The following is a 23,145-nucleotide window of genomic DNA, read 5'->3' on the forward strand; positions in this document are numbered from 1 at the left end:
ATGCTCGCTTCTTCGCCGTGCAGGAAGCGCCCATTCAACCCTTCCAAGACACCCAAAACGAGGACACCATGGCTACCAAATCCGCCAAGTCATCCAGCGGCCACCTGGCGCTGAACGAAGAAGCACTGAAAAAGGCCAAGACCAGCCTGGACGACGGCGCCGTCACGCCGCACAACGACGGCCCCTGGGTGAAGGACATCATCAAGCTGCTGAACGATTCGCTGGCCACCGAGCTGGTGTGCGTGTTGCGCTACAAGCGCCACCACTACATGGCCGACGGTCTGGCATCGCCCGCCATCGCCGAGGAATTCCTGGTTCACGCGCAGGAAGAGCAGGCCCACGCCGACCGCATCGCCACGCGCATCGTGCAACTGGGCGGCGAGCCCGACTTCAACCCCGCCACGCTGATCGAGCGCAGCCACGCCGACTACAACGCGTCGAACGACCTGAAGGAAATGATCCGCGCCAACCTGATCGCCGAGCGCGTGGCCATCGAGGCCTACAGCCAGATGGTCGATCTGGTCGGCGACAAGGACCCGACCACGCGCCGCCTGCTCGAGGAAATCCTGAACGACGAGCAGGAACACGCCGAAGAGCTCAAGACCTGGCTGGCGCTGTAAGCGCGCGAACGGACACAAATCTTTACGCCATCACGCCGCGCGGGCACGGAACTCAAGCCACCCCGGCGTGTCATATCCAGCGTGATGGAGAAGATGGTTCCGAATTTGCATTGACGCTGCCGAGCCTTTGAAGGCTTCGCGCCCAACACCTGAAGCGCACTTCCTCCTCCCTCCCTCCTCCTCCTTCGTTTCAGGTCGCTTCGGCAGCTTTTTTATTCATGACGCGCCGCCCGGGTTCACCACCCCGGCGGCGCTTCTTTTTGGGCGCGCCAGCGTCATGCCACGGCCGGGCCGAAGCGGTGGCGCGTCAGGCGCTGGGCACCGTGTCCTTGAAACTGGGGCGCTGCATCAGCCGCTCGTCCAGCAGCCGGGCCAGATTGGCGTGACGGGCACGCCAATCCACTTCCGGAAAGCGGAAGTCCAGATAGCCCAGCGCGCAGCCGACGGCGATGTCGGCCAGCGTCAGGTGCACGCCCGCCGAGCACCAGGTCTTGTCGCCCAGGCCGGCGCTCATCGCGACCAGCGCGTCGTCCACCTTCTGCAGCTGGCGCGCGATCCAGGCGGGGCTGCGCTCGGCGTCGGTGCGGCCGGGCCAGGTGCGTTCCAGCCGAGCCAGTACGGCGGCGTCCATCAGGCCGTCGGACAGCGCTTCCCAGGTCTTGACTTCCACGCGCTGGCGGCCCGACGCCGGAATCAGCCGCCCCACGGGCGACAGCGCGTCCAGGTATTCGACGATCACGCGCGAATCGAACACCGCATCCTGGCCGTCCATGACGAGGCACGGCACCTTGCCGAGCGGATTGGCCGCGCCGATGCGCGTGTCGTCGGCCCAGACGTTTTCCAGGATGAACTGGTGGTCGAGCTTCTTTTCCGCCAGCACCACACGCACCTTGCGCACGTAGGGGCTGCTCACGGCGCCGATCAGTCGGATGGGCATGGGGTGTCCGTTCAAAAGTGCGCAAAGGGGGTCGAATCCATTCTACGGTCGGGCGCGCGCAGGGTCCGCGCGACCGGCGCCTTCTACAATTTGCCCATGCAACTCACCGCCCTGACCGCTGTATCTCCCCTTGACGGCCGCTACGTGGCCAAGCTGGCCGCCCTGCGGCCCATCATGAGCGAGCTGGGTTACATGCAGCGCCGCGTGCAGGTCGAACTGGCCTGGTTCATCGCGCTGTCCGACGCGGGGTTTGACGAATTCAAGCCACTTTCGGTGCAAGCGCGCGCTTACCTCGCCGGCCTGCTGCACGATTTTTCCGAAGCCGACGGCCAGGCCATCAAGGACATCGAGAAGACCACCAACCACGACGTCAAGGCGGTGGAGTACTGGATCAAATCCAGGTTCGAAGGCCACCCTGAGCTGCTGGCCGCCGCCGAGTTCGTGCACTTTGCCTGCACCAGCGAAGACATCAACAACACCAGCCACGCGCTGCAATTGAAGGCCGGCCGCGCCGTGCTGCTGCAGGGGCTGGACGCCGTCATCGCCCGCCTGCGCGAGCTGGCCCACGCGCACGCCGCCGTGCCCATGCTCAGCCGCACGCACGGCCAGACGGCCAGCCCCACCACCGTGGGCAAGGAAATCGGCAACGTGGTGGTGCGCCTGGCCGCCGCGCGCGAGCGCATCGCCCAAGTCAAGCTGCTGGCCAAGATGAACGGCGCCGTGGGCAACTACAACGCGCACCTCAGCGCCTGGCCCGATTTCGATTGGGAAGCCTTCAGCCGCCGCGTGGTCGAATCGCCCGCCGCCGGCGAGCCGGGCGCCGACGCCGGCAAGCCGGGCCTGGGCCTCACGTTTCAGCCCTACAGCATCCAGATCGAGCCGCACGACTACATGGCCGAGCTGTTCGACGCCACCGCGCGCGCCAACACCATCTGCATCGACCTGGCGCGCGACATCTGGGGCTACATCAGCCTGGGCTATTTCAAGCAGAAGACCAAGGCGGGCGAGATCGGCTCGTCCACCATGCCGCACAAGGTCAACCCCATCGACTTCGAGAACGCCGAAGGCAACCTGGGCCTGGCCAACGCCGTGCTGCGGCATTTGAGCGAAAAGCTGCCCATCAGCCGCTGGCAGCGCGACCTGACCGACAGCACCGTGCTGCGCAACATGGGCGTGGCGCTGGGTTATGCCGTGCTGGCCTACCAGTCGCTGCTGACCGGCCTGAACAAACTGGAGTTGAACGAAGCCGCGCTGGCCGCCGACCTGGACGGCGCGTGGGAAGTGCTGGCCGAGCCGATCCAGACCGTGATGCGCCGCTTTGGCGTGCCCGGCGCGTATGAAAAGCTGAAAGACGCCACGCGCGGCCAGGCGGTCACGCGCGAAGCGCTGCACGGCCTGATCCGCGCGCTGGACATCCCGCCCGCCGAGAAAGACCGCCTGCTGGCGCTCACGCCCGCCACCTACGTCGGCCAGGCCGAGGCGCTGGCGCGGCGGGTGTAGCCGCGGCGCGCCATCCCTGTGGCGCCCAGCCCACGCGGGTGCCAGTCTGGCATCAGCGCCAGGGTGGCGGCTACCGGCCTGCGCTATATTGCCCGTTCGAACCATATTCCTAGGCACGTGGCATTGGCTGGAGGGGGTGCTGCCATGGCGATCGAGCTCTACAACCAGGGTGGTCATGTCTGCCTGATGATCAGCCACCTCGGCGACGACGGCGGCGAGGCGGTGCAGGCCAACCAGTTCGTCATCGTGCACGACGACCACGGCGCGATCATCGATCCGGGCGGCAACGTGGCCTACAACGAGCTGATCCTGGCCATCAGCCGCTTTTTCCCGTCACACCGGCTGACGCAGATCCTCGCTTCGCACGCCGACCCGGACATCATTGCCTCGCTCGACCGCTGGATGACAGGTACCGAGGCCACGCTGTACATCTCGAAGCTGTGGGAGCGCTTTGCGCCGCACTTCTGCAAGCCGGGCAAGACGCACGGGCGCATCGTCGGCCTGCCCGACAGCGGCGCACGCATCCGCCTGGGCAACACCGAGATCGTGGCTTTGCCCGCGCACTTCATGCATTCCGAGGGCAACTTCCAGTTCTGGGATCCGGTCAGCAGAATACTTTTTTCGGGCGATCTCGGCGTGTCGCTCGGCTCCGCCGCCGACGCCGCCCAGCCCATCACGTCGTTGCGGCCGCACCTGGGCCGCATGCAGCCGTTTCACCAGCGCTACATGGTGTCGTCAAAGATCCTGCGCATGTGGGCACGGATGGTGCGTCCCTTGCCGATCCGCATGATCGTTCCGCAGCACGGCGCCCCGCTGGCGGGAGCGGCGGTACAGGAGTTCATCGACTGGATCGAGCAACTCGAATGTGGCATTGACCTGATGACACAGGACAATTACCGGTTGCCGGCGTGAGCGGCCTGCCGCCAGCCAGCAGCCCTGATAATGGCCCCGCACACGGTCGTGGTTGACCAGACCGGTCGTGACTGAGGTGCCATCGGCGCTGCGCAGCCCCGCGGTCATTCGATCTTGCAGAACCCCATCCCATGAAATCTTTTGAACACCGTCTAGAACGATTCATGTTCGCCAGCCGCTGGCTGCTGGCGCCGTTTTATGTCGGCCTGGTGGGCGCCATTGCCATCCTGCTGTTCAAGTTCATCAAGGAATTCGTCATGCTGCTGCCCCAGGTGGCAACGCTCGATGGCGGCCAGATCATGGTGAGCGTGTTGACGCTGGTCGATGTGGCGCTGGTGGCCAACCTGCTGCTGATCATCGTGTTCGCCGGCTACGAGAACTTCGTGTCAAAAATCAACACGGAAGACAGCGAAGACCGACCCGAATGGATGGGGCACGTCACCTTCTCCGACCTGAAGATCAAGCTGATCGGCTCCATCGTCGCCATTTCCGGTATCGAGCTGCTCAAGGCGTTTGTCAACGTCGACAGCTACACCGACAAGCAGCTGGGCTGGAAAGTCGGATTGCACCTGACCTTCGTGCTGTCCGGCGTGCTGTTTGCCTTCATGGACCGGCTGACCGCTGGAAAGCCCAACGGGCATTGAGTCGCGCCCGGCATTCCCTACCCACAGTCGCCCCGCATGGCCCTGAAATCCACCGTCTTCAAGGCCGACCTGGCGCTGGCCGACATCGACCACGGCTGCTACACCGACCTGCAGCTGACGCTGGCGCGCCACCCCAGCGAGACCGACGAGCGCATGATGGTGCGGCTGGCCGCGCTGGCGCTCAACGCGCACCAGGTGCAGGACTTGTGCGGCGGCGACGCGCGCATCGGCTTTGGCGCCGGCCTGTCCAGCCCCGACGAGCCTGACGTGCAACTCGTTGACTTCACCGGCCGCACGCGGCTGTGGATCGAAGTCGGCCAGCCGGACGACAAGGCCCTGGCCAAGGCGTGTTCGAAGGCGGACGCGGTGATCGTCTACGCCTATGGCCCGGCCGCCGACGTATGGTGGCGCGGTATCGAGGGCAAGCTGTCGCGCCTGGACAGGCTGGCCGTGTGGCGCCTGCCGGCCGCCGACGCGCAGGCGCTGGCCCAGCTGGCGGCGCGCGGCATGCGCCTGTCGGCCACGCTGCAGGAAGGGCAACTCACCCTGGCGTCGGAGGACGGCAACAGCGTGACGACGGAGCCGGTGCGCTGGAAATAGGGCGCCGCTAGGAGTCTGCGCGGCAGAAGGCGTCGAAGCGAAACGTGCGAAAAACGAGGACAGCGTGGTGGTGCCGACCAGCCCATAGCCGAGCTATGGGCGCCGGAGGTAGCGCCGCGATGGACCGTTTTATCGCGCGTTGCAGCCGACGCATCTTCTGGCATGCGTCCGCAACGCCGCGCAGGCCGGTGGCCTGGGCCAGCCGCGCCCCAGCATGACCAGCCGGGTGTGGAGCGCGTCCTGCACCGCTTCGGGCACCGAGGTGCCCAGCCAGCGCAGCGATTTATCCGGCTCGATGGTGACGTAGCCCCACGCGTAGTGCTGGCCCAGCGAGCGCCACAGCGCGTGCGCGCCGGGCGACTGGCGCGCGCCGCTGATGAGGCACTGGCCGGCATCCAGCTGCCAGCGGTAGACCGCGCTGGCCAGGCCGCGCCGCTGGTACGTCGCCATAGCGCGAATGGGGCGAGCGCAGGTGGCGGTCGGCGCGCGGTTCAGCTCCACCAGGCGGTTGAACACGGTGGTGCCAGCCAGGCGCCGCGCGGCCACGTCCATCACGTAGACGAACAGCTCGCCATCGACTTCGCGCCAGCGCAGTTCGAAGCGCCCGTCGCCGAGCGGCGTGCGCGGCAGCCCGTGCAGCGCGTCGCCCGGCGTGCGCAGGCGCTCGTTCAGCCGCGCCAGCTCGTCGGCGACCGGGCGGCCGGGCATCTGGAAGTCGACGTCGATGCGCAGCTCGGTCAGCAGCGACGCCAGGCGCCGCCGCCACGGGCGACCGCGCGCCGATGCGCTGCGGCGCACGCCCATCATTGACTCTCGGGCAATGCCAGCTCCATGGCGGCCTCTCCTTTCACAACCCGCCGCGCGCCCATGCGGCGCGGCATCGAATACAGCAACAACACGACGTGCGGAAGCGGCGGGCCGAAGGGTTGCCTGGAAGGCGGGCTGCCACGAGGGGTGTGGCAGGTGTGCTGCCGCGCTCTGCCGCTCGGCGCTGGGGTGGTCAGCCGACCGATGTGCTGCGCCCGCCGGTTCCGCGCCGGTAGGCGCCCCGCACCCGTGCGGCCTGACGCGGGGCGAGGTGGCGCGCCATGGCGGCGCGCCCGCAAGGCCAGGGACGGCCACGCCGCACCGCTGCGCGGTGGGCGCGCAGGGGGCGTAGGGCAATGGCGGAAATCGGGAGGGACATGAGGAAGTCTTGCGCCGGCCGCGCCGGAAGGGGCTGGGTCAGCGTGGTCTGAAGCCGCGCGATGCTAGGCAACAACGCCTACCGCACTGCGACGGTGCGATATCGCGCGGCGCGTCAGCGCGGCATCCAGGCGCCGCAAGCCCAGCACTGCTCGAAGCCGCCTTCGATCTGTTCGCCGCAGGACGGGCATTGCCATTGGTGCTGCGGCAGACGGGCCAGTTCGTCCAGCAACTGGCGCGCCGCGGCGTCGTGCTCGTCATGGCGCAGCCACAGCTCGGGCAGGCACTGGTCGGGCGGCAACTCGCCCGCCACGCTGGACAGAAAGCGCCGCTCGACAGTCGTCGGGTAACCCGCCTGGCACAGCAGGTCGGCCCACAGCTGGGCGATGGCGGCGTTGGGGGCGCGGGTCAGGCGACGCATGGCGGCATGATGCCATGCCGGGGTCGATGGTGAATCAGGGCGCCAGCGCTTGCCCCTTCAGCGCAAACAGCTATCAAATAAATAGCAAAACGGCGTCGCGGCTCACTGGCGCACGCGCCCCACGCCCGCGTCGACGGTGCCGTAGACGGTGACGCCGGACGCACCCGCGGTGTCGGGGTTGCGCGGCGTGGCGCCGCAACCGGTGAGTGCCAACGCGGCAGCCCACAGGCCGGCGCAGGCGATGAGCGGGCGGACAAAGCGCATAGAAACCAAGCTCCTGGCAAAGTGATGCGGCCAGTATGCCCCGCCCGGCCGCGCGGCGTGTAACCGGGGGTGTGGCGCAGGCACGGCCGCGCCTCAGCCGTGCGCCACCACGGCGCGCGGCAGCTTCCAGAAGGCCAGCGCGCCCGCCAGCAGCAGCGCGCTCATGGTCAGCAGCGCGGCGGTGAAGGGCTCCATGCCCCAACGCGGCGCCAGGCTGGCGGCCAGGCCGCTCACCCATTGCATCAGCGAGATGCCCAGGAACATCGCCATGGTGAACAGCGACAGCGCGCGCCCGCGCACGGCTTCGGGGTAGGCCTCGCGCACGTAGCCGTACTGCAGCACGCCGTAGCCCGACAGCAGCCCGTAGCCGATGGCCAGCGCCACATCCACCCACGCCACCTGCACCAGGCCCATCACGCCCACCATGCCCGCCGCCAGCACGGCAAAGCCCAGCAGCCAGGCGATGCGCCGCGCGCCGCCCGGGTCCAGCCGGCCGAACAGCGCCGGGCTGGCCATGCTGGCCAGCGTCATGGCCAGCGCCACGTTGCCGCTTTGCACCAGCGTGAAGCCGTGGCGCTCGACCAGCAGCGGCCCCAGCCACAGCCCGCGCAGCGTAATGAAGCCGGCGTACGCCACCGCGGCGTAGGCCACCAGCCCCAGCGTGTGCGGCAGCTTGAACAGGGCCAGCAGTCCCTTCAGCGCCGTCCACGGCGTGGCACGCGCGCCGTCGCCCTGCGGGTGGTGCGGCGCGGGCGTGGCGGGTTCGTGCACCAGCCACCAGATGGCCAGCCACGCCAGCATCGAGCCGGCACCCAGCACACCGAAGCCCCAGCGCCAGGAGCTGGCCTCGATCAGCCAGGCCAGCGGCGTGGCCGTGGCCAGCACGCCGATGCTGCTGACGCTCATCACCAGGCCCGACAGCGCCGTGAAGCGCTGGGCGCTGAAATGCCGGCTGATGAACAGCGTGCACACCAGAAACGCCGGCGCGCAGCCGGTGCCGATCAGCATCTGCCCCACCATCAACGTGCCGTAGCTGCTGGCCTGCGACGACAGCAGCGCGCCCGCCACCGCGATGGGAAACGCCGTCAGGATGGTGCGGCGCACGCCAAACAGATCGAGCGACACGCCCATCACGATCTGCATCAACCCGAAGGCGAAGTGAAATGCCGCCGCCCACAGCCCCAGTTGCTGCGGCGACAGGTGCAACTCGCCCGCCAGCGGCGGCCCCATGATGGCGGCCACGGTGCGAAACGACTGGCTGAGCGTGAAGCCGCTGGTCAGCGCCAGCAGCATGGCCCAGGCGGCGCGTTCGTTCAGCGGCGCGCGCGCCGGGGCGATGTCGGGGGCAGCTTCAGTGGCAGTGGAGGGCGGCAAGGCGGGCACGCCGGCAGTTTACGCAGTCGCCTGCGCGCGCAGGGCTACCAAGGTGACTGGCGCCGCGGCCCTAGTCGGCGCTGGCGCCCGACTGGCGCACCGCCGCGCCCCACTTCGTGATCTCGCTGGCCACGAAGCGGTCGAAATCGGCCGCCGTGCTGGGCGCGGGCTCGGAGCCGCGGTCGCGGATGAAGCGCGCCAGCGCGTCGCCCTTGAGCAGGTCCGTCACCTCGGTGTTCAGGCGCTGCACCACCTCGGGCGGCGTGCCCTTGGGCGCCATCAGGCCCAGCCAGCCCACGGCCTCGAAGCCGCGCAGCTCTTTCGGGCCGCTCTCGGCCACCGTCGGCACCTGCGGCAACTGCGACGAGCGCGTGGCCGAGGTGACGGCCAGCGGCATCGCCTTGGCGGCCTGGATGTGCGGCAGCGCGGCGGTGACCGAATCCACCATCAACGGCACCTGCCCGCCCAGGAAATCCGCCTGCGCCGGGCCGCTGCCGCGGTACGGGATGTGGGTGATGAAGACCTTGGCCTGCGATTTCAGCATCTCGGCCGACAGGTGCTGCGTGCCGCCGATGCCAGCGCTGGCGTAACTGAGCGCGCCCGGCCTGGCGCGCGCCGCGGCCAGCAAATCAGCAATCGTCTTGATGCCCGAACCCGGATGCGCCAGGAACACCAGCGGCACCTTGGCGATGCCGGTGATGCCCACCAGGTCCTTCGTGGGGTCGAAGCTGACCTTCTTGTACAGCGTCTGGTTCACCGCCATCGCGCTGCCCGCCACCAGCAGCGTGTATCCATCAGGCGCCGCGCGCGCCACGAATTCGCTGCCGATGTTGCTGCCGGCGCCGGCCTTGTTTTCGACGATGACGGTCTGGCCGAGGCGCTTGCCCAGCGGCTCGGCCAGCGCACGGGCAAAGATGTCCGTCGCCTGCCCGGGCGGAAACGGCACGATGAGGCGGATCGGCTTGTCCGCCGGCCACGCGGCGTGCGCCACCGTCGCCACGGCCATGCCGCTGGCCGCGGCCAGGCCGATCAGCACGCGTCGGCGGAGCAAGTTCAAAGGCATCTTGGGCATGCAGCGCTTTCTGGACAAAGGCGAACAGCTATCAAAAAAGAAGCAAATCAGTGCTGGTGCCCATGCGCACCGTGCACGTGGCCGTGCGCAATTTCTTCCGCCGTAGCGGGGCGAATCGCCTTCACCGTGGCGGCAAAGCGGATCGCCTGCCCTGCCAGCGCGTGGTTGCCGTCCAGATACACCTCGGGGCCCTTGATCTTGACCACGTTGTAGACCACCGCGCCACCGGTCGGCCCCGCGCCCTGCACCTGGCCGCCGACCTTGACGCCGGGTGGAAATTCGGCCTTCGGGATGGTCCGCATCAGCGACTCGTCGCGCTCGCCAAACGCCTCGGTTGGCGTCAGATCGACCGTGATGCTGTGGCCAACCGCCTGCCCGTCCAGCGCCGCCTCAGCCTTGTCGAACAGGTTGCCGTAGCCGCCGTGCAGATAGGCCGTGGTGCCGCTGTCGAGCGGCTTGCCGGTCTTGGGGTCGGTCATCTTGTAGGCGATGGTGACGGCGGCGTCTTTGGTGATGGTGGTCATGGGGTTTTCAGACGGTTCGGGGATCGAAGTCCCAGGGGTTGACGAGGCGCACGCCGGTGCCGGCAAAGTCGCCCACGTTGCGGGTGACGATGGTGAAGCCGTGCTCGAGGGCGGTGGCGGCGATCATGGCGTCGCGGAACGACCGCGGATCGGGCACGTGCAGCGCCGCACAGAAGGGCGTGGTGAGTTCGGTGAAGGGCAGGATGCGGCCGGTGAATTGGGCCAGCACATTGCCGCGCCACCTGCGCAGCACCGTCGCTTGCGCGGGATCCCTGCGTGCGATGCGCAATTCGCCCATCTCCAGCTCGAACTTGGTCACCACGGACAGGAACAGGCTCTCGGGCGGAACGGTGCCTGCCCAGGCCATCACGGCGGGGCTCGGCCTCGGTTTGCCATCGCGCAGTTCAGAAACGACGTTGGTGTCCAGCAGGTACACGCGTGCTCACTCGTCGAAGTCGAACGGCTTGACGATGTCGTTCAGCTTCGGGGGCTCCCAGTCGAAATCGCCACCGGGAATCGACTGCATCACCTCCAGCAAGGTGCGCGGTTTGCTGCCCGCCTTGAGGCGGTGGTATTCCTCGATTGTCAGCAGGGCATAGGCCGGCGCGCCGCGGTCGGTGATGAACACCGGCCCGTTGGCCGCCGCGCGCTTGGCGGCCGCCACGTCGCGCGTGAATTCGCGGCTGGAGTAGGTGGTGATGGGGGCAGCCAGGCTGCCGGGGGAGATGGGGGCATTCATGGCGCACCTCCTGGGTCGGACACAGATGCTTGTATGTTAGAGCATTTGCGTCCAGCCTGCATCGCTCACCCCAAATGCCCCCCCCACAATCCCCGCCAGCTTGAACATGCCCACGCTGTCTTCGCCGCCGAACACGGGCTTGAGCTTGGCGTCGGCGAGGATGGTGCGCTTGTCTTTGGGGTCTTGCAGGTTGTGGGCCTTGATGTAGTCCCACAGCAGCTTCATCACTTCGCCGCGGCCGAAGGGGCCGTCGCCGATGACGGCGGCCAGCGCAGGGCTGGGCTTCAGGTTGCCGGCGCGCGGGGTTTTCTCGGCCTTGGCGGTGGTCTTCTTGGCGGGCGCTTTCTTGGCGGCTTTTTTGGCCGTGGCGCTTGCCCCGCCTGTGCCAGTTGCTCCTGATTTTGAAGCGGCCTTGGCGGGCGCGGCAGCCGTCTTGCGCGGCGGGTATTTGCGCGCACCTTCGCGCGGCTCGAACTCGAAGATCACCTTGCCTTCGTCGGGGCTCCAGGCCAGCCGCGCCTTGAAGGGGCGGCGCGTGCGCATGCTGACGAACTTGTCGAGCACGTCGGTCTTGCCTTCGGCCAGCAGCCTGGCCATCTGCGCGGGCTCCACGGGCTGCTGCAGGATGACCTGGCCGCTCTTGAAGTCGCAGTGGGGCACGGGGTGCGCGGCGGTGGGCACCGAGCGGGTGCAGACGTAGCTCTTGCCGAAGGCCTTCACCTCGGCGCCGCACTTGGGGCAGGGGCCGACGGCGGGCTCGTGCGACAGGTCGACGATCTCGCCGGTCTGTTCGGCCTTGGCGTCGTCACCAAAGTCGAATTCGAGCTTGTAGTTGCCGCTTTCCTCGTCGCGCACCAGCGCCAGCTCGGCCACAAAGGGCCAGCCGGCCTTGCTGCGAAAGCCTTCCAGCGGGCCGATCTTGTGGTCGCGCAAAAAGGTCTCCGCTTCCTCGACGCCAAAGGTGCGGCCGGCGGGCGTCTTGGTGAACGAGAAGCCGCAGCCTTCGCCCGCGCCTTCCGCACCGGTACAGGCGAATCGGCGGTAGTTCTCTTTCACCACCCCGCCGCAGTTGGGGCAGGCCGTGGCCAGTGTGGCGTAGTCGCCGGGCACGGTGTCGCGGTCGTATTCCTTCGCCTTCTTGACGATGCGCTCCGTCATCTCGGCGATCTGCGCCATGAAGGTGTCGCGCGCCAGCTGGCCTTTTTCCATCTGCGCCAGCTTGTATTCCCAGTCGCCGGTCAGCTCGGGTTTGGACAGTTCCTTGATCTCCAGCCCGCGCAGCAGCGTCATCAGCTGGAAGGCCTTGGCGGTGGGGATCAGCTCGCGCCCTTCGCGCAGGATGTATTTTTCGGTCAGCAGCCCTTCGATGATGGCCGCGCGCGTGGCGGGCGTGCCCAGGCCTTTTTCCTGCATGGCCTCGCGCAGCTCGTCGTCCTCAATCCACTTGCCTGCCCCTTCCATGGCGCCCAGCAGCGTGGCTTCAGAGTAGCGCGCGGGCGGCTTGGTGCGCAGCGCCTTGGGCTCGACCGACTCGTTGCGCACCATCTCGCCGGGCTTGACGGGCACGAGCGACTTGCCGTCCTTGTCGTCACCTTGCTCGTCCGCCGCTTCCTTGCCATAGATGGCCAGCCAGCCCGGGCGCACCAGCACCTTGCCGTTGCTCTGGAAGTTGTAGCTCTTGCCTTCGTGGCTGGCCGTCGTCACGCGCGTGGTCACCATGAATTCGGCGCTGGGGTAGAACACCGCCATGAAGCGGCGCACCACCAGGTCGTACAGCTTTTGCTCTGCTTCGGATAGCGCTCCCGGCGCTTCCAGTGTGGGGATGATGGCAAAGTGGTCCGACACCTTGCTGTTGTCAAAGATGCGTTTGGTGGGCTTGATGTAGCCGTCGGCCAGCGCCTTGGCGGCGTGCGGCGCCAGATGGCGCTGGTTGCTGTGCGCCAGCATCTCGAAGGTCTTGCGCGCCACGGGCACGTAGTCTTCGGGCAGGTAGCGCGCGTCGGTTCGCGGGTAGGTCAGCGCCTTGTGGCGCTCGTACAGCGATTGCGCCAGCGCCAGCGTGGTCTTGGCGCTGAAGCCGAACTTGCCGTTGGCCTCACGCTGCAGACTCGTCAGATCAAACAGCAGGGGCGACGCCTGCGTCGTCGGTTTGCTTTCTTCCTTGACGCTGCACGCCTTGCCGCGCGCCGCGTCAGCAATGGCCAGCGCCTCGCGCTCGCTCCACACGCGGTCGGCGCGCTGGTCGGCGTCGTCGGGGTTTTTCTTCCACGCCGGGTCGAACCACTTGCCGGCGTATTCGCCCGCCTCGGCCAGAAAGGTGGCGTGCACTTCCCAGTAGTCGCGCGCGATGTGCTTGCGGATCTGCTCCTCGCGCTCCACCACCACGGCCAGCGTGGGCGTCTGCACGCGGCCGACCGTGGTCAAGAAGAAGCCGCCGTCGCGCGAGTTGAAGGCCGTCATGGCGCGCGTGCCGTTGATGCCGACCAGCCAATCGGCCTCGCTGCGGCTGCGCGCGGCATCGGCCAGGCCCTGCATTTGTGCGTCGCTGCGCAGATTGTCGAAGCCGTCGCGAATCGCCTGCGGCGTCATGCTTTGCAGCCACAGGCGCTGCACGGGCTTTTTGGCGTGCTTGCCGTCCAGCGCGTACTGCTCGATCAGGCGAAAGATCAGCTCGCCCTCGCGCCCTGCGTCGCAGGCGTTGATGAGCGTGCCCACGTCCTTGCGCCGCGCCTGCTTGACCACGGCGTTCAGCCGCGTCTTGGTCTTGTCGACGGGCTTCAGGTCGAAGTGCGGCGGAATCACCGGCAGATGGGCGAAGCTCCACTTGCCGCGTTTCACGTCGTACTGCTCGGGCGCCTGGATCTCGACCAGGTGGCCGACGGCGCTGGTGACGACGTAGCGTTCGTTCTCGAAGTGCTCGTCGTGCTTGTCGAACTTGCCGACGACGGGCGTGAGGGCGCGCACGATGTCTTGCGCAACCGACGGTTTTTCAGCGATGACCAGGGTCTTCATGGGCGGTCTTTAGAATCTGCAGTCCTCGCGCGCGCACATGCGCACGCATACGTACGAATTCAACATAGCAAATTTTTTCCGTGGCCAGCAAAACCCCCGCCCAACCAACGGCCACCGGCCGCCGCATCCAGGTGCGCCGCAGCGGCGTGCACGGCAAGGGCGTGTTCGCCCTGGTCGACATCGCCAAGGGCGAACGCATCATCGAATACGTGGGCGAGGTCATCAGCTGGGACGAGGCACAGCGCCGCCACCCGCACGACCCGAACGATCCCAACCACACCTTCTACTTCCACGTCGACGAGGACCACGTGATTGACGCGCTGTACGGCGGCAACGCCTCGCGCTGGATCAACCACAGCTGCAGCCCCAACTGCATCGCCGACGAGGACGGGGGCCGTATTTTCATCACCGCGCGGCGCGCCATCAAGGCCGGCGACGAGTTGAACTACGACTATGGCCTGGTGATCGACGAGCCGCTGACGCCCGAGCTGACGGCCGAATACCCGTGCTGGTGCGGCAGCCGCAACTGCCGCGGCACCCTGCTGTCGTCCGACCTGGATACGGCCGAAGGCCGCACGCCGCCAACGAAGAAAAAGCGCAAGAAGGCCTCGGCCTGACACACCGAGCATGTCTGCCCCGGTGCTGCCCTGGCCTGTCGAGGCGCTGCGCGCGCAGCTGGCGCCGCTGCTGCCGGGGGTGCGGGTCCAGGTGGCGGCCGAAATCGATTCGACCAACAGCGAGCTGATGCGCCGCGCGCGCGCGGGCGACGACGCGCCCACGCTGCTGGTGGCCGAAACCCAGACCGCCGGGCGCGGCCGCCTGGGGCGCGACTGGCACCGCAGCGGCGCGCAGCCGGGCGGCGCGCTGGCCTTCTCGCTCGGCCTGCCGCTGGCGCCGCGCGACTGGTCGGGCCTGTCGCTGGCGGTCGGGGTGGCGGTGGCCGAAAGCCTGCACGACGAGATCGGCCTGAAGTGGCCCAACGACCTGTGGTGGCGCGGCCGCAAGCTGGCCGGCATCCTGGTGGAAACCGCGGGCGCCGGCGCGGCCGGTGCGCCGCGCTATGTCGTGATCGGCATTGGCATCAACATCGCACCGGTGGCGGGCGAAGGCTTTTCCACCCCGCCCTGCTGGCTGGACGAACTGCTGCCGGGCATCGACGCGCCCGGCGCGCTGTCGCGCGTGGCCGCGCCGCTGGTGCGCACGGTGCGCGCCTTCGAGCAACAGGGCTTCGCGCCGCTGGCCGCGCGCTTTGCCGCGCGCGACGTGCTGGCGGGCCGGGTGGTGCGCTTGTCCGACGGGGACGAGGGCGTGGCGCGCGGCGTCGGCCCCGGGGGGGGAACTGCAGGTGCAGACCGACGGCGGCCTGCGCAGCGTGCACAGCGCCGAAGTCAGCGTGCGGCCCGTGCCCGCTGGCGGGGCGCCGCAGGGGGCGTCGTCGTGATCGGCCGGCTGGTCGTGCTGCTGCTGGCGGCCAACCTCGGCTGGCTGGCGTGGTCGCAGGGCTGGCTGCGCGTGCTGGGCCTGGCGCCGCAGGCGCAGACCGAGCCCGAGCGGCTGCAGCGCCAGTTGCGGCCCGATCTGGTGACGCTGGCCCCGGCACCGGCCACCGGCGCGCGCCGGCCCGCCGCCACCGAAGCGCCGACGGCGGCGCCCGATGCGGTGGCCGTGCGCGAGGCCCCGGCCGAGGCACCGTCCGCGCCCGCATCGGCCCCCGGCCGCTGCCTGCAGGCCGGCCCGTTCGACGAGCGGCAGATCGAGCCGGTGCGCCGCGCGGCCGCGGCGCTGCCGCCGGACAGCTGGCGCATCGACCCCGTGCAGCTGCCGGGGCGCTGGATGATCTACATCGGCAAGCTGGCCGATGGCGGCGCCGTGGCCGCCAAGCGGGCCGAACTGCGCGCGCTGGGCGTCGACACCGACCGCCCCGGCCCCGGCATGGAGCCAGGCCTGTCGCTGGGTCGTTTTTCGTCCGAAGAAGCCGCCGACCGCGGCCTGGACGGCCTGACGCGCAAGGGCGTGCGCACCGCGCGCGTGGTGCAGGAGCGGCGCGACACGCCCGGCTATGTGCTGCGCCTGCCCCACGCCGATGCCGAACTGACCCGCCGCACCCGCACGCTGCGCGGCGCGCTGGCCGGGCGCGAGCTGCGCGACTGCGACTGAGCGCACCCCATCGGCTGGCGGTATGCTTGCCGCCACGTTGATCGAACCCTAGGAGACACACCATGACCCTGAAGCTCTACTACGCCTCCGGCGCCTGCTCGTTCGTGCCGCACAGCATGCTGGAAATGGCCGGCGCCACCTTCGAGCCGGTGGCCATCAAGCTGCACAAGGCCGAGCAGAAAGGCCCCGAATACCTGGCCATCAACCCGCGCGGGCAGGTGCCGGTGCTGGCGGACGAAGGCGAGGTGATCACGCAGATCATGGCCATCATTGCCTACATCGACAGCAAGTTTCCCGAAAACACCTTCATCCCCAAGGACCCGCTGGCGCGCGCGCGCTTTGTCGAGACACTGGCGTGGATGAACAACACGGTGCACCCGACCTTCACCCACATCTTCATGCCGGACAAGTTCACCGGCGACGCGGCGGCGCAGCAGGCTATCAAGGCGCACGCGGTGGCGCAGTACCGCACGCTGATGGGCGAGCTGCAGGCGCTGGTCAAGAAGGCCCACGCCGCCGGCAACGACTGGTTGGGCGGCGTGCACGTCGGCCCGCTGGACACCTACGCGCTGACGCTGCTGCGCTGGGGCACCATTGCCGGCATCAACCCCGAGGACTTCCCCGAACTGTGGGCGCACGTGCAGCGCACCGCCCAGGTGCCCGCCGTGGCGCGCGCCATGGAGCGCGAGCGCCTGCAGCTGAGCCTGTACCGCCCCGCCTGACGCGGCCGCGGCGCAGCACGGCCAGCGCGGGCGCGCCCGTCAGCCCGCAAAGCGCACGGTGAAGCGTGCGCCGGGCGGCTGTTCGTGCGGGTGGGCGTCTTCCACGCTGACTTCGGCGCCATGCTGGCGTGCGATCTCGCGCACGATGGGCAGGCCCAGGCCGGTGCCGTCGACGTTGTTGCCCAGCACGCGGTAGAACGGCTGGAACACGGCGTCGCGCTCGCTGGGCGGGATGCCCGGGCCGTTGTCCTCGACTTCGATGGCGATGCCGCCGCCGGGTGGCGCCACGCGCACGCGCGCCGTCACCACCGGCTGGCGGCCGGCGCCGGCGGTGGGGGCGTAGTACAGCGCGTTCTCCACCAGGTTGCGCACCATTTCCTTCAGCAGCACCGGGTTGCCGGGGCGCACCAGGTGCGGCGCGCCGGGCTCGGGGCCGTCGTAGCCCATGTCCACGCCGCGGTCAAAGGCCTGCGGCACGGCCTCGCGCACCACGTCGATGGTGATCTGTGCCATGTCGCACGGCTGCTGCGCCTGCAGCGCGCCGCTGGCTTCGGCGCGCGCCAGCGCCAGCAGCTGGTTGACGGTGTGCGTGGCGCGCACGCTGGCGTGGCCGATCTGCTGCAGCGACTGCTTCAGTTCTTCCTCGCTGGCGCCTTCGCGCTGCGCCAGGTCGGCCTGCATGCGCAGCCCGGCCAGCGGCGTCTTGAGCTGGTGCGCCGCATCGGCCAGAAAGCGCTTTTGCGTGGCGATGGATTCGGTCAGCCGCGTCAGCAGGTCGTTGACCGAACCGACCAGCGGCCCGACTTCCTGCGGCACGGCGCCTTCGTCCAGCGGGCTCAGGTCGTCGGGGCGGCGCGCGCGGATGCGCGATTCCAGCTCGGACAGCGGCTTGATGCCGCGCACCAGCGCCAGCCACACCAGCAGCACCGCCAGCGGCAGGATGACAAACTGCGGCAGCATCACGCCCTTGATGATCTCGGCCGCCAGCACGCTGCGCTTTTCGCGCGTTTCGGCCACCTGCACCAGCGCCTGCGTCGGCGCGCCGTCCACCGTCACCCACAGGTAGGCCACGCGCACCGGCAGGCCACGAAACTCGGCATCGCGCAGGCGCGGCTCGTCGATGCCGCCCGGCTCGGGCGTGGCCGGGGTGCGCGGCGGCGCGGGCAGGTCGCGCTCGCCCGACAAAAATTCGCCGCGCGCGCCGAGCACCTGGTAATAGACCATGTCGGCGTCGTCGGCGCGCAGCAATTCGCTGGCGGGCTGTGGCAGGTTGAAGCGCATCTGCCCGCGCGGCGCGGTCTGGATCAGCTGGGCCAGCGCCTGCACGTTGTAGACCAGCGCGCGGTCGAACGGCTTGTTGGCCAGGTTCTGCGCCACCAGCCACGTCAACGCCAGGCTGATCGGCCACAGCAACAGCAGCGGCGTCAGCATCCAGTCCAGGATTTCGCCGAACAGCGACCGCTGCGTGCGTTGAAACAGCTTGACTGCCATGCTATTGTGTTAATAGCTGCTTGCGCTTGACCATCAAGCGCAAGCAGCCCATTTCATCCAAAAACCGCGCGCAACACGAAGAGGGCTGCGCAGCAAGCCCGCCCCCTCCGATGGCCGCGGAGCAGGCCACCCGGGAAACGCCGCGGCCGGGGTCCCCCCCGGCCGCCAGCGTTGTCCCCCCGGGGGGAAGGCGCGCCAGCGCCTCAGGGGGGAGCCAGTTACGGGGGAGCAATTTTCTCCAGGCAGTAACCCAACCCCCGCACCGTCGCGATGCGGATCGGCCCCTTCTCGATCTTCTTGCGCAGGCGGTGGATATAGACCTCGATGGCGTTGTTGCTGACTTCCTCGCCCCATTCGCACAGGCGCTCGACCAGCTGCTCCTTGCTCACCAGCCGGCCGCTGCGCTGCAGCAGCACTTCCAGCAGGCCCAGCTCGCGCGCCGACAGGTCGATCATGCGGCCGTCGATGCTGGCCACGCGGCCGGTTTGGTCGTATTCGAGCGGGCCGTGCTTGATGGTGGAGGTGGCCGCGCCCATGCCGCGCCGCGTCAGGGCGCGCACGCGCGCTTCCAGCTCGCTCAGCGCGAACGGCTTGGCCATGTAGTCGTCGGCGCCGTAGTCCAGCCCCTTGACGCGCTCTTCCACGCTGTCGGCGGCGGTCAGGATCAGCACCGGCAGCGTCTGCCCGCGCGCGCGCAGGCGCTTGAGCACCTCCAGCCCGTGCAGGCGCGGCAGCCCCAGGTCAAGGATCAGCAGGTCGAATTCGGTGTTGGTGAGCAGCGCGGTATCGGCTTCGCTGCCACTGGCCACGTGGTCGACCGCGGCGCCGGCATTGCGCAGGCTGCGCATCAGGCCATCGGCCAGCACCTGGTCGTCTTCGGCGATCAGAATGCGCATGACTTTTGTCTCCTCAGGGTCGTTGTGGTTGCGCCAGCAGGGAAATTCTAGGCGGGATGGACGCGGCGCGCCCCGCCAGTGTGGCATGGACGGCCGGGCGGGCGCTGGGCGCCATCCGTGGACGCGGGTTTCGGGGCTGAATCGGCGCACGCGCCCGCGGGGCGGACCTCAACGCGCATAGGCCTCCAGCCCCAGCGCCACCACCGTTGCCACCTCGTCGCCCACAGCGGCGCGGAATTCGGCTTCAGCCTGCGTCAGCGCCGTGCGGAACGCCGCCAGCCAGTCCAGCCCGGCGGGGGTGAACACGATTCGCCGCGCCCGCGCGTCCAGCGGGTCGGGCTGGCGCGCCACCAGGCCCCAGGCCTCGCACTGGTCCACCAGGTCGCCCATCGCCTGCTTGGTCATGCCGGCCCGCTGCGCCAGCTCAGTCAGCCGCGCGCCCGCCAGCGGCAGGTGGCGCGTGATGTGGATGTGCGCCGCGCCCACCTTGTCGCGCGCCGCCAGATGGGCCAGCGCCAGCGGCGCCTGCTCGCTCACCGTCATCAACTGCAGCACGCGCGCGTCAAAGCGCCGCATGGCCTCGCCCAGCAGGCGCCCCAGGTGGCTCTGGCGCCAGCGGTCGTCGGTCATGTCAAGGGGCGCAGCAGGCATGGCCGATATGATAAGGTAAACTGACTTAAATTTCAGTTTACTCGATCCAATGTATTGATATACAGTCCTGTTCAAGCATCCAGTTCAAACCGGCTGCCACCCCCGCTCCATGCGGGTAACCCATTGATTCACCGGAGGATTTCATCATGGACATGGCCGTCGCCGACAAGACCGAAAAAGCCAAGGCCCTGCAGGCCGCGCTGGCCCAGATCGAAAAGCAGTTTGGCAAGGGCACCATCATGCGCCTGGGCGAGGGCGAAGCGATCGAGGACATCCAGGTCGTCTCCACCGGCTCGCTGGGGCTGGACGTGGCGCTGGGCGTGGGCGGCCTGCCGCGCGGCCGTGTGATCGAGATCTACGGGCCGGAAAGCTCGGGCAAGACCACGCTCACGCTGCAGGTCATTGCCGAAATGCAGAAGCTCGGCGGCACCTGCGCCTTCATCGACGCCGAACACGCGCTGGACACCGCCTACGCGCAAAAGCTGGGCGTCAACCTGTCCGACATGCTGATCAGCCAGCCCGACACCGGCGAGCAGGCGCTGGAAATCGTCGATTCGCTGGTGCGCTCGGGCGCCGTCGACCTGGTCGTGATCGACTCGGTGGCCGCGCTCACGCCCAAGGCCGAGATCGAAGGCGACATGGGCGACAGCCTGCCCGGCCTGCAGGCGCGCCTGATGAGCCAGGCGCTGCGCAAGCTCACCGCCACCATCAAGAAGACCAACTGCACGGTGATCTTCATCAACCAGATCCGCATGAAGATCGGCGTCATGTTCGGCAGCCCCGAGACCACCACGGGCGGCAACGCGCTCAAGTTCTACGCCTCGGTGCGCCTGGACATCCGCCGCATCGGCACCCTCAAGAAGGGCGACGAGGCCATCGGCAACGAAACCCGCGTCAAGGTGGTGAAGAACAAGGTCAGCCCGCCCTTCAAGCAGGCCGAGTTCGACATCCTGTTCGGCGAAGGCATCAGCCGCGAGGGCGAGATCATCGACATGGGCGTCACCGCCAAGGTGGTCGACAAATCCGGCGCCTGGTACGCCTACCAGGGCGAAAAAATCGGCCAGGGCCGCGACAACGCCCGCGAGTTCCTGCGCGAGAACCCCGAACTGGCCAGGGAGATTGAAAACAAGGTGCGAGAGTCGCTCGGCATCGCCGGGCGACCGGCGGCGGCGCAAGCCGACGCGCCGGAGGCGTGAGCCGAGGTGCGCGATTTCAGCACAGGCGTCATGTCGACGCAGCCGACGTGAAGGCCGCGTCAGCGGCCGGGCCGAAGCTACAACCGTGTTCGCATTCGCGCGGCATCGCCGGGCGACCCGCGGTGAAGCAAGACGACGTGACTGAGGCGCAAGCCGAGGTGGACGCAATTTCACCTCACGCTGACACCCGCGAAGCGCAAGTTATTGCGTCGACGTAAACGACAGGACCAATTTCGTCATTCCCGCGAAGGCGGGAATCCATGCATCAACCCGCCGCGATGCCTGCAAATGCCCCTTGGACTCGCGCCTTCGCGGGAGTGACGCTGTGAGCGGAGTTGTTCAAGTGGATAGCTATGGGATCAATCAGCCGGAGCGCGGTGTACCGGCGCCAACAAGTTCCGCGAGTCGTCCGGCATTGCCGGGCGACCTGCGGCGGCGCAGTCCGGGGCGCACTTGCCGTGCGACGCTCCTCGCCAAAGGCCCAGTGCAGCATCCAATCGGCCCCCAGCGCTTGCTCAGTAACGTATTAAGCTATTGAAATCATAGTAATCGCCATGCCATCCCTCCCGTCGCGCATCTCGCTCAAAGGCCGGGCGCTGCGCTATCTGGCGGCGCGCGAGCACTCGCGCACCGAGTTGGCGGCCAAGCTGGCCCGCCATATGGCCGATGACGATGCGCCAGACGCCATTGAAAAGGTGCTGGACGAACTGACGGCCAAGGGCTTCATCGACGAGGGGCGCGTGGCCGAATCGGTGCTGCACCGCCGTGCCAACAGACTGGGCGGCGCCCGCGTGATGCAGGAATTGCGCGCCAAGGGCCTGTCCGCCCCGGTGATGGCCGAGGCCGCCGAACAACTGCGCGCCACCGAACTGGCGCGGGCGAAAGAGGTCTGGCGCCGTAAGTTCGGCCAGTTGCCCTCCGATGCCGCCGAACGCGCCCGTCAATGGCGTTTCCTGGCCGGGCGAGGCTTTTCCGGCGACATCGCGCGCCGTGTGTTGGGCGGAGCGGGCGAAGACGACTCCGCCTGAAGCTTTAGCGCGCCGCCACCTGGGCGAAGGTGGAATCGCTTACAGCCGCAAGATCGAACGCGCCCTCACGCTCGACGAACTGCTGCCGCACCTCAACCCGCTGGTCGACGCCATTGCCGAGCAAGTGGGCAGCGAACTCGCCGCCGAGTTTGCCGATACCGCCGCATTCATCCTCAGTCCGCGGTGACCGCGCTGGCCGCGCGGGCCGTTGTGCGGCGCGGTCGCCGGGTCAGACGCCCAGCATCAGTTTCAGGTTCTGCACCGCGGCGCCGCTGGCGCCCTTGCCCAGGTTGTCGAGCCGCGCCACGCACAGGGCCTGGCGTGCCTCGGGGTTGCCGAAGACGCGGATTTCCAGCTGATTGGTGCCCTTGAGCGCCACCGCGTCCAGCTTGCCCGATTCGGGCGCGTCTTCCACGCTCACAGCCTCGGCGCCGCGGTAGTGCGCCCGGTAGGCGTCCAGCAGGCGCGCCGCGTCGGGCTGGCCGGGCAGCAGGTCCAGGTGCAGCGGCAACTCGACCAGCATGCCCTGGTCGAAATTGCCGACCGCCGGCACGAAGATCGGCCGGCGCGTGACGCGGCCGTATTCCATGATTTCGGGCACGTGCTTGTGCTTCAGGCCCAGCCCGTACAGCTCGTAGGCGGGCGCGCCACCGGCTTCGTAGGCCTCGATCATCTGCCGGCCGCCGCCGGAATAACCGCTGACCGACGGCAGCGCGATCGGGTGATCGGGCGGCAGCAGGCCGGCATCGACCAGCGGGCGCAGCAGCGCGATGGCGCCGGTGGCGTAGCAGCCGGGGTTGGCCACGCGCTCGGCCTGTTGCACGGCGGCGCGCTGGTCGCGCGACAGTTCCGGAAAGCCGTAGACCCAGCCGGGCGCCACGCGGTGGGCGGTGCTGGCGTCGATGATGCGCGGCTTCTTGCCCGTCAGGCTGTCGATCATGGCGACCGATTCGCGCGCGGCGTCGTCGTGCAGGCACAGGATGACCAGGTCGACCTCGGCCATGATGGCGCGCTTGGCCTCCGGGTCCTTGCGGCGCGCGGGGTCGATGCTGACCACGTCCACGCCCGGCATGCCCTGCAGGCGCTCGCGAATCTGCAGTCCGGTGGTGCCTGCCTCGCCGTCGATGAAAACCTTTGCCATTTCAGTCCTTCCTGTCAGCGCTGCTGCGTCATGGGTGCGTAAGCCCCAGGCGCACAATT

At 68.5% G+C, this 23,145-nt stretch carries 25 protein-coding genes; 11 read left to right on the forward strand and 14 right to left on the reverse strand.

The window, feature by feature from the left end:
- The first annotated feature begins 68 nt into the window (after positions 1–68).
- Complete coding sequence (locus tag R0D99_RS00535) at positions 69–620, forward strand: ferritin-like domain-containing protein (RefSeq protein WP_317749486.1); 552 nt, start codon at positions 69–71, stop codon at positions 618–620.
- Positions 621–927: 307 nt separating this feature from the next.
- On the opposite strand, the gene R0D99_RS00540 is transcribed toward R0D99_RS00535, so the two are convergent.
- Positions 928–1,551: a glutathione S-transferase N-terminal domain-containing protein gene (locus R0D99_RS00540; protein ID WP_317751161.1), complete on the reverse strand. Its 624-nt coding sequence runs from the start codon at positions 1,549–1,551 to the stop codon at positions 928–930.
- A 102-nt stretch (positions 1,552–1,653) separates the two neighbouring features.
- Between R0D99_RS00540 and purB the strand changes: the two genes are divergently transcribed.
- The 4 genes from purB to R0D99_RS00560 all read left to right on the forward strand — a co-directional run bounded on the left by purB (position 1,654) and on the right by R0D99_RS00560 (position 5,213).
- Positions 1,654–3,057, forward strand: a complete 1,404-nt coding sequence (gene purB / locus R0D99_RS00545; protein ID WP_317749487.1) for an adenylosuccinate lyase — start codon at positions 1,654–1,656, stop codon at positions 3,055–3,057.
- A 144-nt stretch (positions 3,058–3,201) separates the two neighbouring features.
- Positions 3,202–3,969, forward strand: a complete 768-nt coding sequence (locus tag R0D99_RS00550) for an MBL fold metallo-hydrolase (protein WP_317749488.1) — start codon at positions 3,202–3,204, stop codon at positions 3,967–3,969.
- A 131-nt stretch (positions 3,970–4,100) separates the two neighbouring features.
- A complete protein-coding gene (locus tag R0D99_RS00555) occupies positions 4,101–4,613 on the forward strand; it encodes a TIGR00645 family protein (protein ID WP_317749489.1) in 513 nt (170 codons plus the stop codon).
- 36 nt (positions 4,614–4,649) lie between these two features.
- The gene (locus tag R0D99_RS00560) at positions 4,650–5,213 is read left to right on the forward strand and encodes a YaeQ family protein (protein ID WP_317749490.1); all 564 of its coding nucleotides are present in this window, start codon (positions 4,650–4,652) and stop codon (positions 5,211–5,213) included.
- A gap of 129 nt (positions 5,214–5,342) precedes the next feature.
- Here R0D99_RS00560 and R0D99_RS00565 read toward each other — a convergent pair whose 3' ends face one another.
- The 9 genes from R0D99_RS00565 to R0D99_RS00605 form a co-directional block, all read right to left on the reverse strand.
- Complete coding sequence (locus R0D99_RS00565) at positions 5,343–6,020, reverse strand: N-acetyltransferase (RefSeq protein ID WP_317749491.1); 678 nt, start codon at positions 6,018–6,020, stop codon at positions 5,343–5,345.
- A 493-nt stretch (positions 6,021–6,513) separates the two neighbouring features.
- Positions 6,514–6,819: a DUF2007 domain-containing protein gene (locus tag R0D99_RS00570; RefSeq protein WP_317749492.1), complete on the reverse strand. Its 306-nt coding sequence runs from the start codon at positions 6,817–6,819 to the stop codon at positions 6,514–6,516.
- Between the two features lie 102 nt (positions 6,820–6,921).
- Complete coding sequence (locus R0D99_RS00575; RefSeq protein ID WP_317749493.1) at positions 6,922–7,083, reverse strand: hypothetical protein; 162 nt, start codon at positions 7,081–7,083, stop codon at positions 6,922–6,924.
- A 93-nt stretch (positions 7,084–7,176) separates the two neighbouring features.
- Entirely contained in the window at positions 7,177–8,457 is a 1,281-nt protein-coding gene (locus R0D99_RS00580) for an MFS transporter (protein WP_416366011.1), read from the reverse strand.
- 70 nt (positions 8,458–8,527) lie between these two features.
- Complete coding sequence (locus tag R0D99_RS00585) at positions 8,528–9,463, reverse strand: tripartite tricarboxylate transporter substrate binding protein (RefSeq protein WP_317751164.1); 936 nt, start codon at positions 9,461–9,463, stop codon at positions 8,528–8,530.
- 113 nt (positions 9,464–9,576) lie between these two features.
- The gene (locus R0D99_RS00590) at positions 9,577–10,053 is read right to left on the reverse strand and encodes a peptidylprolyl isomerase (RefSeq protein ID WP_317749494.1); all 477 of its coding nucleotides are present in this window, start codon (positions 10,051–10,053) and stop codon (positions 9,577–9,579) included.
- Positions 10,054–10,060: 7 nt separating this feature from the next.
- Positions 10,061–10,489: a type II toxin-antitoxin system VapC family toxin gene (locus tag R0D99_RS00595; RefSeq protein WP_317749495.1), complete on the reverse strand. Its 429-nt coding sequence runs from the start codon at positions 10,487–10,489 to the stop codon at positions 10,061–10,063.
- A 6-nt stretch (positions 10,490–10,495) separates the two neighbouring features.
- Positions 10,496–10,792, reverse strand: coding sequence for a prevent-host-death protein (locus R0D99_RS00600; protein WP_317749496.1), 297 nt, complete (start codon positions 10,790–10,792; stop codon positions 10,496–10,498).
- A 36-nt stretch (positions 10,793–10,828) separates the two neighbouring features.
- The gene (locus R0D99_RS00605; RefSeq protein WP_317749497.1) at positions 10,829–13,804 is read right to left on the reverse strand and encodes a DNA topoisomerase III; all 2,976 of its coding nucleotides are present in this window, start codon (positions 13,802–13,804) and stop codon (positions 10,829–10,831) included.
- Between the two features lie 80 nt (positions 13,805–13,884).
- Here R0D99_RS00605 and R0D99_RS00610 point away from each other — a divergent pair, with 80 nt between their 5' ends.
- The 3 genes from R0D99_RS00610 (at position 13,885) to R0D99_RS00620 (ending at position 16,683) form a co-directional block, all read left to right on the forward strand.
- A complete protein-coding gene (locus tag R0D99_RS00610; protein ID WP_317749498.1) occupies positions 13,885–14,421 on the forward strand; it encodes an SET domain-containing protein in 537 nt (178 codons plus the stop codon).
- 10 nt (positions 14,422–14,431) lie between these two features.
- On the forward strand, positions 14,432–15,961 hold the full coding sequence (locus R0D99_RS00615) for a biotin--[acetyl-CoA-carboxylase] ligase (RefSeq protein ID WP_317749499.1): 1,530 nt from the start codon (positions 14,432–14,434) through the stop codon (positions 15,959–15,961).
- A gap of 62 nt (positions 15,962–16,023) precedes the next feature.
- On the forward strand, positions 16,024–16,683 hold the full coding sequence (locus tag R0D99_RS00620) for a glutathione S-transferase family protein (RefSeq protein ID WP_317749500.1): 660 nt from the start codon (positions 16,024–16,026) through the stop codon (positions 16,681–16,683).
- Positions 16,684–16,722: 39 nt separating this feature from the next.
- On the opposite strand, the gene R0D99_RS00625 is transcribed toward R0D99_RS00620, so the two are convergent.
- The 3 genes from R0D99_RS00625 to R0D99_RS00635 form a co-directional block, all read right to left on the reverse strand.
- Positions 16,723–18,174: a sensor histidine kinase gene (locus R0D99_RS00625; protein WP_317749501.1), complete on the reverse strand. Its 1,452-nt coding sequence runs from the start codon at positions 18,172–18,174 to the stop codon at positions 16,723–16,725.
- Positions 18,175–18,392: 218 nt separating this feature from the next.
- Positions 18,393–19,070, reverse strand: a complete 678-nt coding sequence (locus R0D99_RS00630) for a response regulator transcription factor (protein WP_317749502.1) — start codon at positions 19,068–19,070, stop codon at positions 18,393–18,395.
- A gap of 168 nt (positions 19,071–19,238) precedes the next feature.
- Positions 19,239–19,721 carry a MarR family winged helix-turn-helix transcriptional regulator gene (locus R0D99_RS00635; protein ID WP_317749503.1) on the reverse strand — a complete coding sequence of 161 codons (483 nt, stop codon included), beginning with the start codon at positions 19,719–19,721 and terminating at the stop codon, positions 19,239–19,241.
- Positions 19,722–19,867: 146 nt separating this feature from the next.
- Here R0D99_RS00635 and recA point away from each other — a divergent pair, with 146 nt between their 5' ends.
- From recA to R0D99_RS00650, 3 genes are all read left to right on the forward strand, one after another.
- Positions 19,868–20,917, forward strand: coding sequence for a recombinase RecA (gene recA, locus R0D99_RS00640; RefSeq protein ID WP_317749504.1), 1,050 nt, complete (start codon positions 19,868–19,870; stop codon positions 20,915–20,917).
- A 554-nt stretch (positions 20,918–21,471) separates the two neighbouring features.
- Positions 21,472–21,945 (forward strand): recombination regulator RecX, encoded by a 474-nt coding sequence (gene recX, locus R0D99_RS00645; RefSeq protein WP_317749505.1) that lies wholly within the window; start codon positions 21,472–21,474, stop codon positions 21,943–21,945.
- Positions 21,908–22,132, forward strand: coding sequence for a hypothetical protein (locus R0D99_RS00650; RefSeq protein ID WP_317749506.1), 225 nt, complete (start codon positions 21,908–21,910; stop codon positions 22,130–22,132). The genes recX and R0D99_RS00650 overlap by 38 nt, the downstream gene beginning before the upstream one ends.
- Before the next feature lie 42 nt (positions 22,133–22,174).
- Here the strand turns inward: R0D99_RS00650 and argC are convergent, their stop codons facing one another.
- Positions 22,175–23,086, reverse strand: coding sequence for an N-acetyl-gamma-glutamyl-phosphate reductase (gene argC, locus R0D99_RS00655; RefSeq protein WP_317749507.1), 912 nt, complete (start codon positions 23,084–23,086; stop codon positions 22,175–22,177).
- Positions 23,087–23,145: the final 59 nt, after the last annotated feature.

It is taken from the genome of Ottowia sp. SB7-C50 (assembly GCF_033110285.1).
Lineage (GTDB): Bacteria > Pseudomonadota > Gammaproteobacteria > Burkholderiales > Burkholderiaceae_C > Ottowia.

What these genes read in the sequence shown, in the direction of transcription:
- recX (WP_317749505.1), top strand. Translation starts at nt 21,472, where the DNA reads ATGCCATCCCTCCCGTCGCGCATCTCGCTCAAAGGCCGGGCGCTGCGC.
- R0D99_RS00590 (WP_317749494.1), bottom strand. Translation starts at nt 10,053, where the DNA reads ATGACCACCATCACCAAAGACGCCGCCGTCACCATCGCCTACAAGATG.
- R0D99_RS00535 (WP_317749486.1), top strand. Translation starts at nt 69, where the DNA reads ATGGCTACCAAATCCGCCAAGTCATCCAGCGGCCACCTGGCGCTGAAC.
- R0D99_RS00550 (WP_317749488.1), top strand. Translation starts at nt 3,202, where the DNA reads ATGGCGATCGAGCTCTACAACCAGGGTGGTCATGTCTGCCTGATGATC.
- R0D99_RS00585 (WP_317751164.1), bottom strand. Translation starts at nt 9,463, where the DNA reads ATGGCCGTGGCGACGGTGGCGCACGCCGCGTGGCCGGCGGACAAGCCG.
- R0D99_RS00605 (WP_317749497.1), bottom strand. Translation starts at nt 13,804, where the DNA reads ATGAAGACCCTGGTCATCGCTGAAAAACCGTCGGTTGCGCAAGACATC.
- R0D99_RS00630 (WP_317749502.1), bottom strand. Translation starts at nt 19,070, where the DNA reads ATGCGCATTCTGATCGCCGAAGACGACCAGGTGCTGGCCGATGGCCTG.
- purB (WP_317749487.1), top strand. Translation starts at nt 1,654, where the DNA reads ATGCAACTCACCGCCCTGACCGCTGTATCTCCCCTTGACGGCCGCTAC.
- recA (WP_317749504.1), top strand. Translation starts at nt 19,868, where the DNA reads ATGGACATGGCCGTCGCCGACAAGACCGAAAAAGCCAAGGCCCTGCAG.
- R0D99_RS00635 (WP_317749503.1), bottom strand. Translation starts at nt 19,721, where the DNA reads ATGCCTGCTGCGCCCCTTGACATGACCGACGACCGCTGGCGCCAGAGC.
- R0D99_RS00555 (WP_317749489.1), top strand. Translation starts at nt 4,101, where the DNA reads ATGAAATCTTTTGAACACCGTCTAGAACGATTCATGTTCGCCAGCCGC.
- R0D99_RS00600 (WP_317749496.1), bottom strand. Translation starts at nt 10,792, where the DNA reads ATGAATGCCCCCATCTCCCCCGGCAGCCTGGCTGCCCCCATCACCACC.
- R0D99_RS00620 (WP_317749500.1), top strand. Translation starts at nt 16,024, where the DNA reads ATGACCCTGAAGCTCTACTACGCCTCCGGCGCCTGCTCGTTCGTGCCG.
- R0D99_RS00565 (WP_317749491.1), bottom strand. Translation starts at nt 6,020, where the DNA reads ATGATGGGCGTGCGCCGCAGCGCATCGGCGCGCGGTCGCCCGTGGCGG.
- argC (WP_317749507.1), bottom strand. Translation starts at nt 23,086, where the DNA reads ATGGCAAAGGTTTTCATCGACGGCGAGGCAGGCACCACCGGACTGCAG.
- R0D99_RS00560 (WP_317749490.1), top strand. Translation starts at nt 4,650, where the DNA reads ATGGCCCTGAAATCCACCGTCTTCAAGGCCGACCTGGCGCTGGCCGAC.
- R0D99_RS00570 (WP_317749492.1), bottom strand. Translation starts at nt 6,819, where the DNA reads ATGCGTCGCCTGACCCGCGCCCCCAACGCCGCCATCGCCCAGCTGTGG.
- R0D99_RS00575 (WP_317749493.1), bottom strand. Translation starts at nt 7,083, where the DNA reads ATGCGCTTTGTCCGCCCGCTCATCGCCTGCGCCGGCCTGTGGGCTGCC.
- R0D99_RS00615 (WP_317749499.1), top strand. Translation starts at nt 14,432, where the DNA reads ATGTCTGCCCCGGTGCTGCCCTGGCCTGTCGAGGCGCTGCGCGCGCAG.
- R0D99_RS00625 (WP_317749501.1), bottom strand. Translation starts at nt 18,174, where the DNA reads ATGGCAGTCAAGCTGTTTCAACGCACGCAGCGGTCGCTGTTCGGCGAA.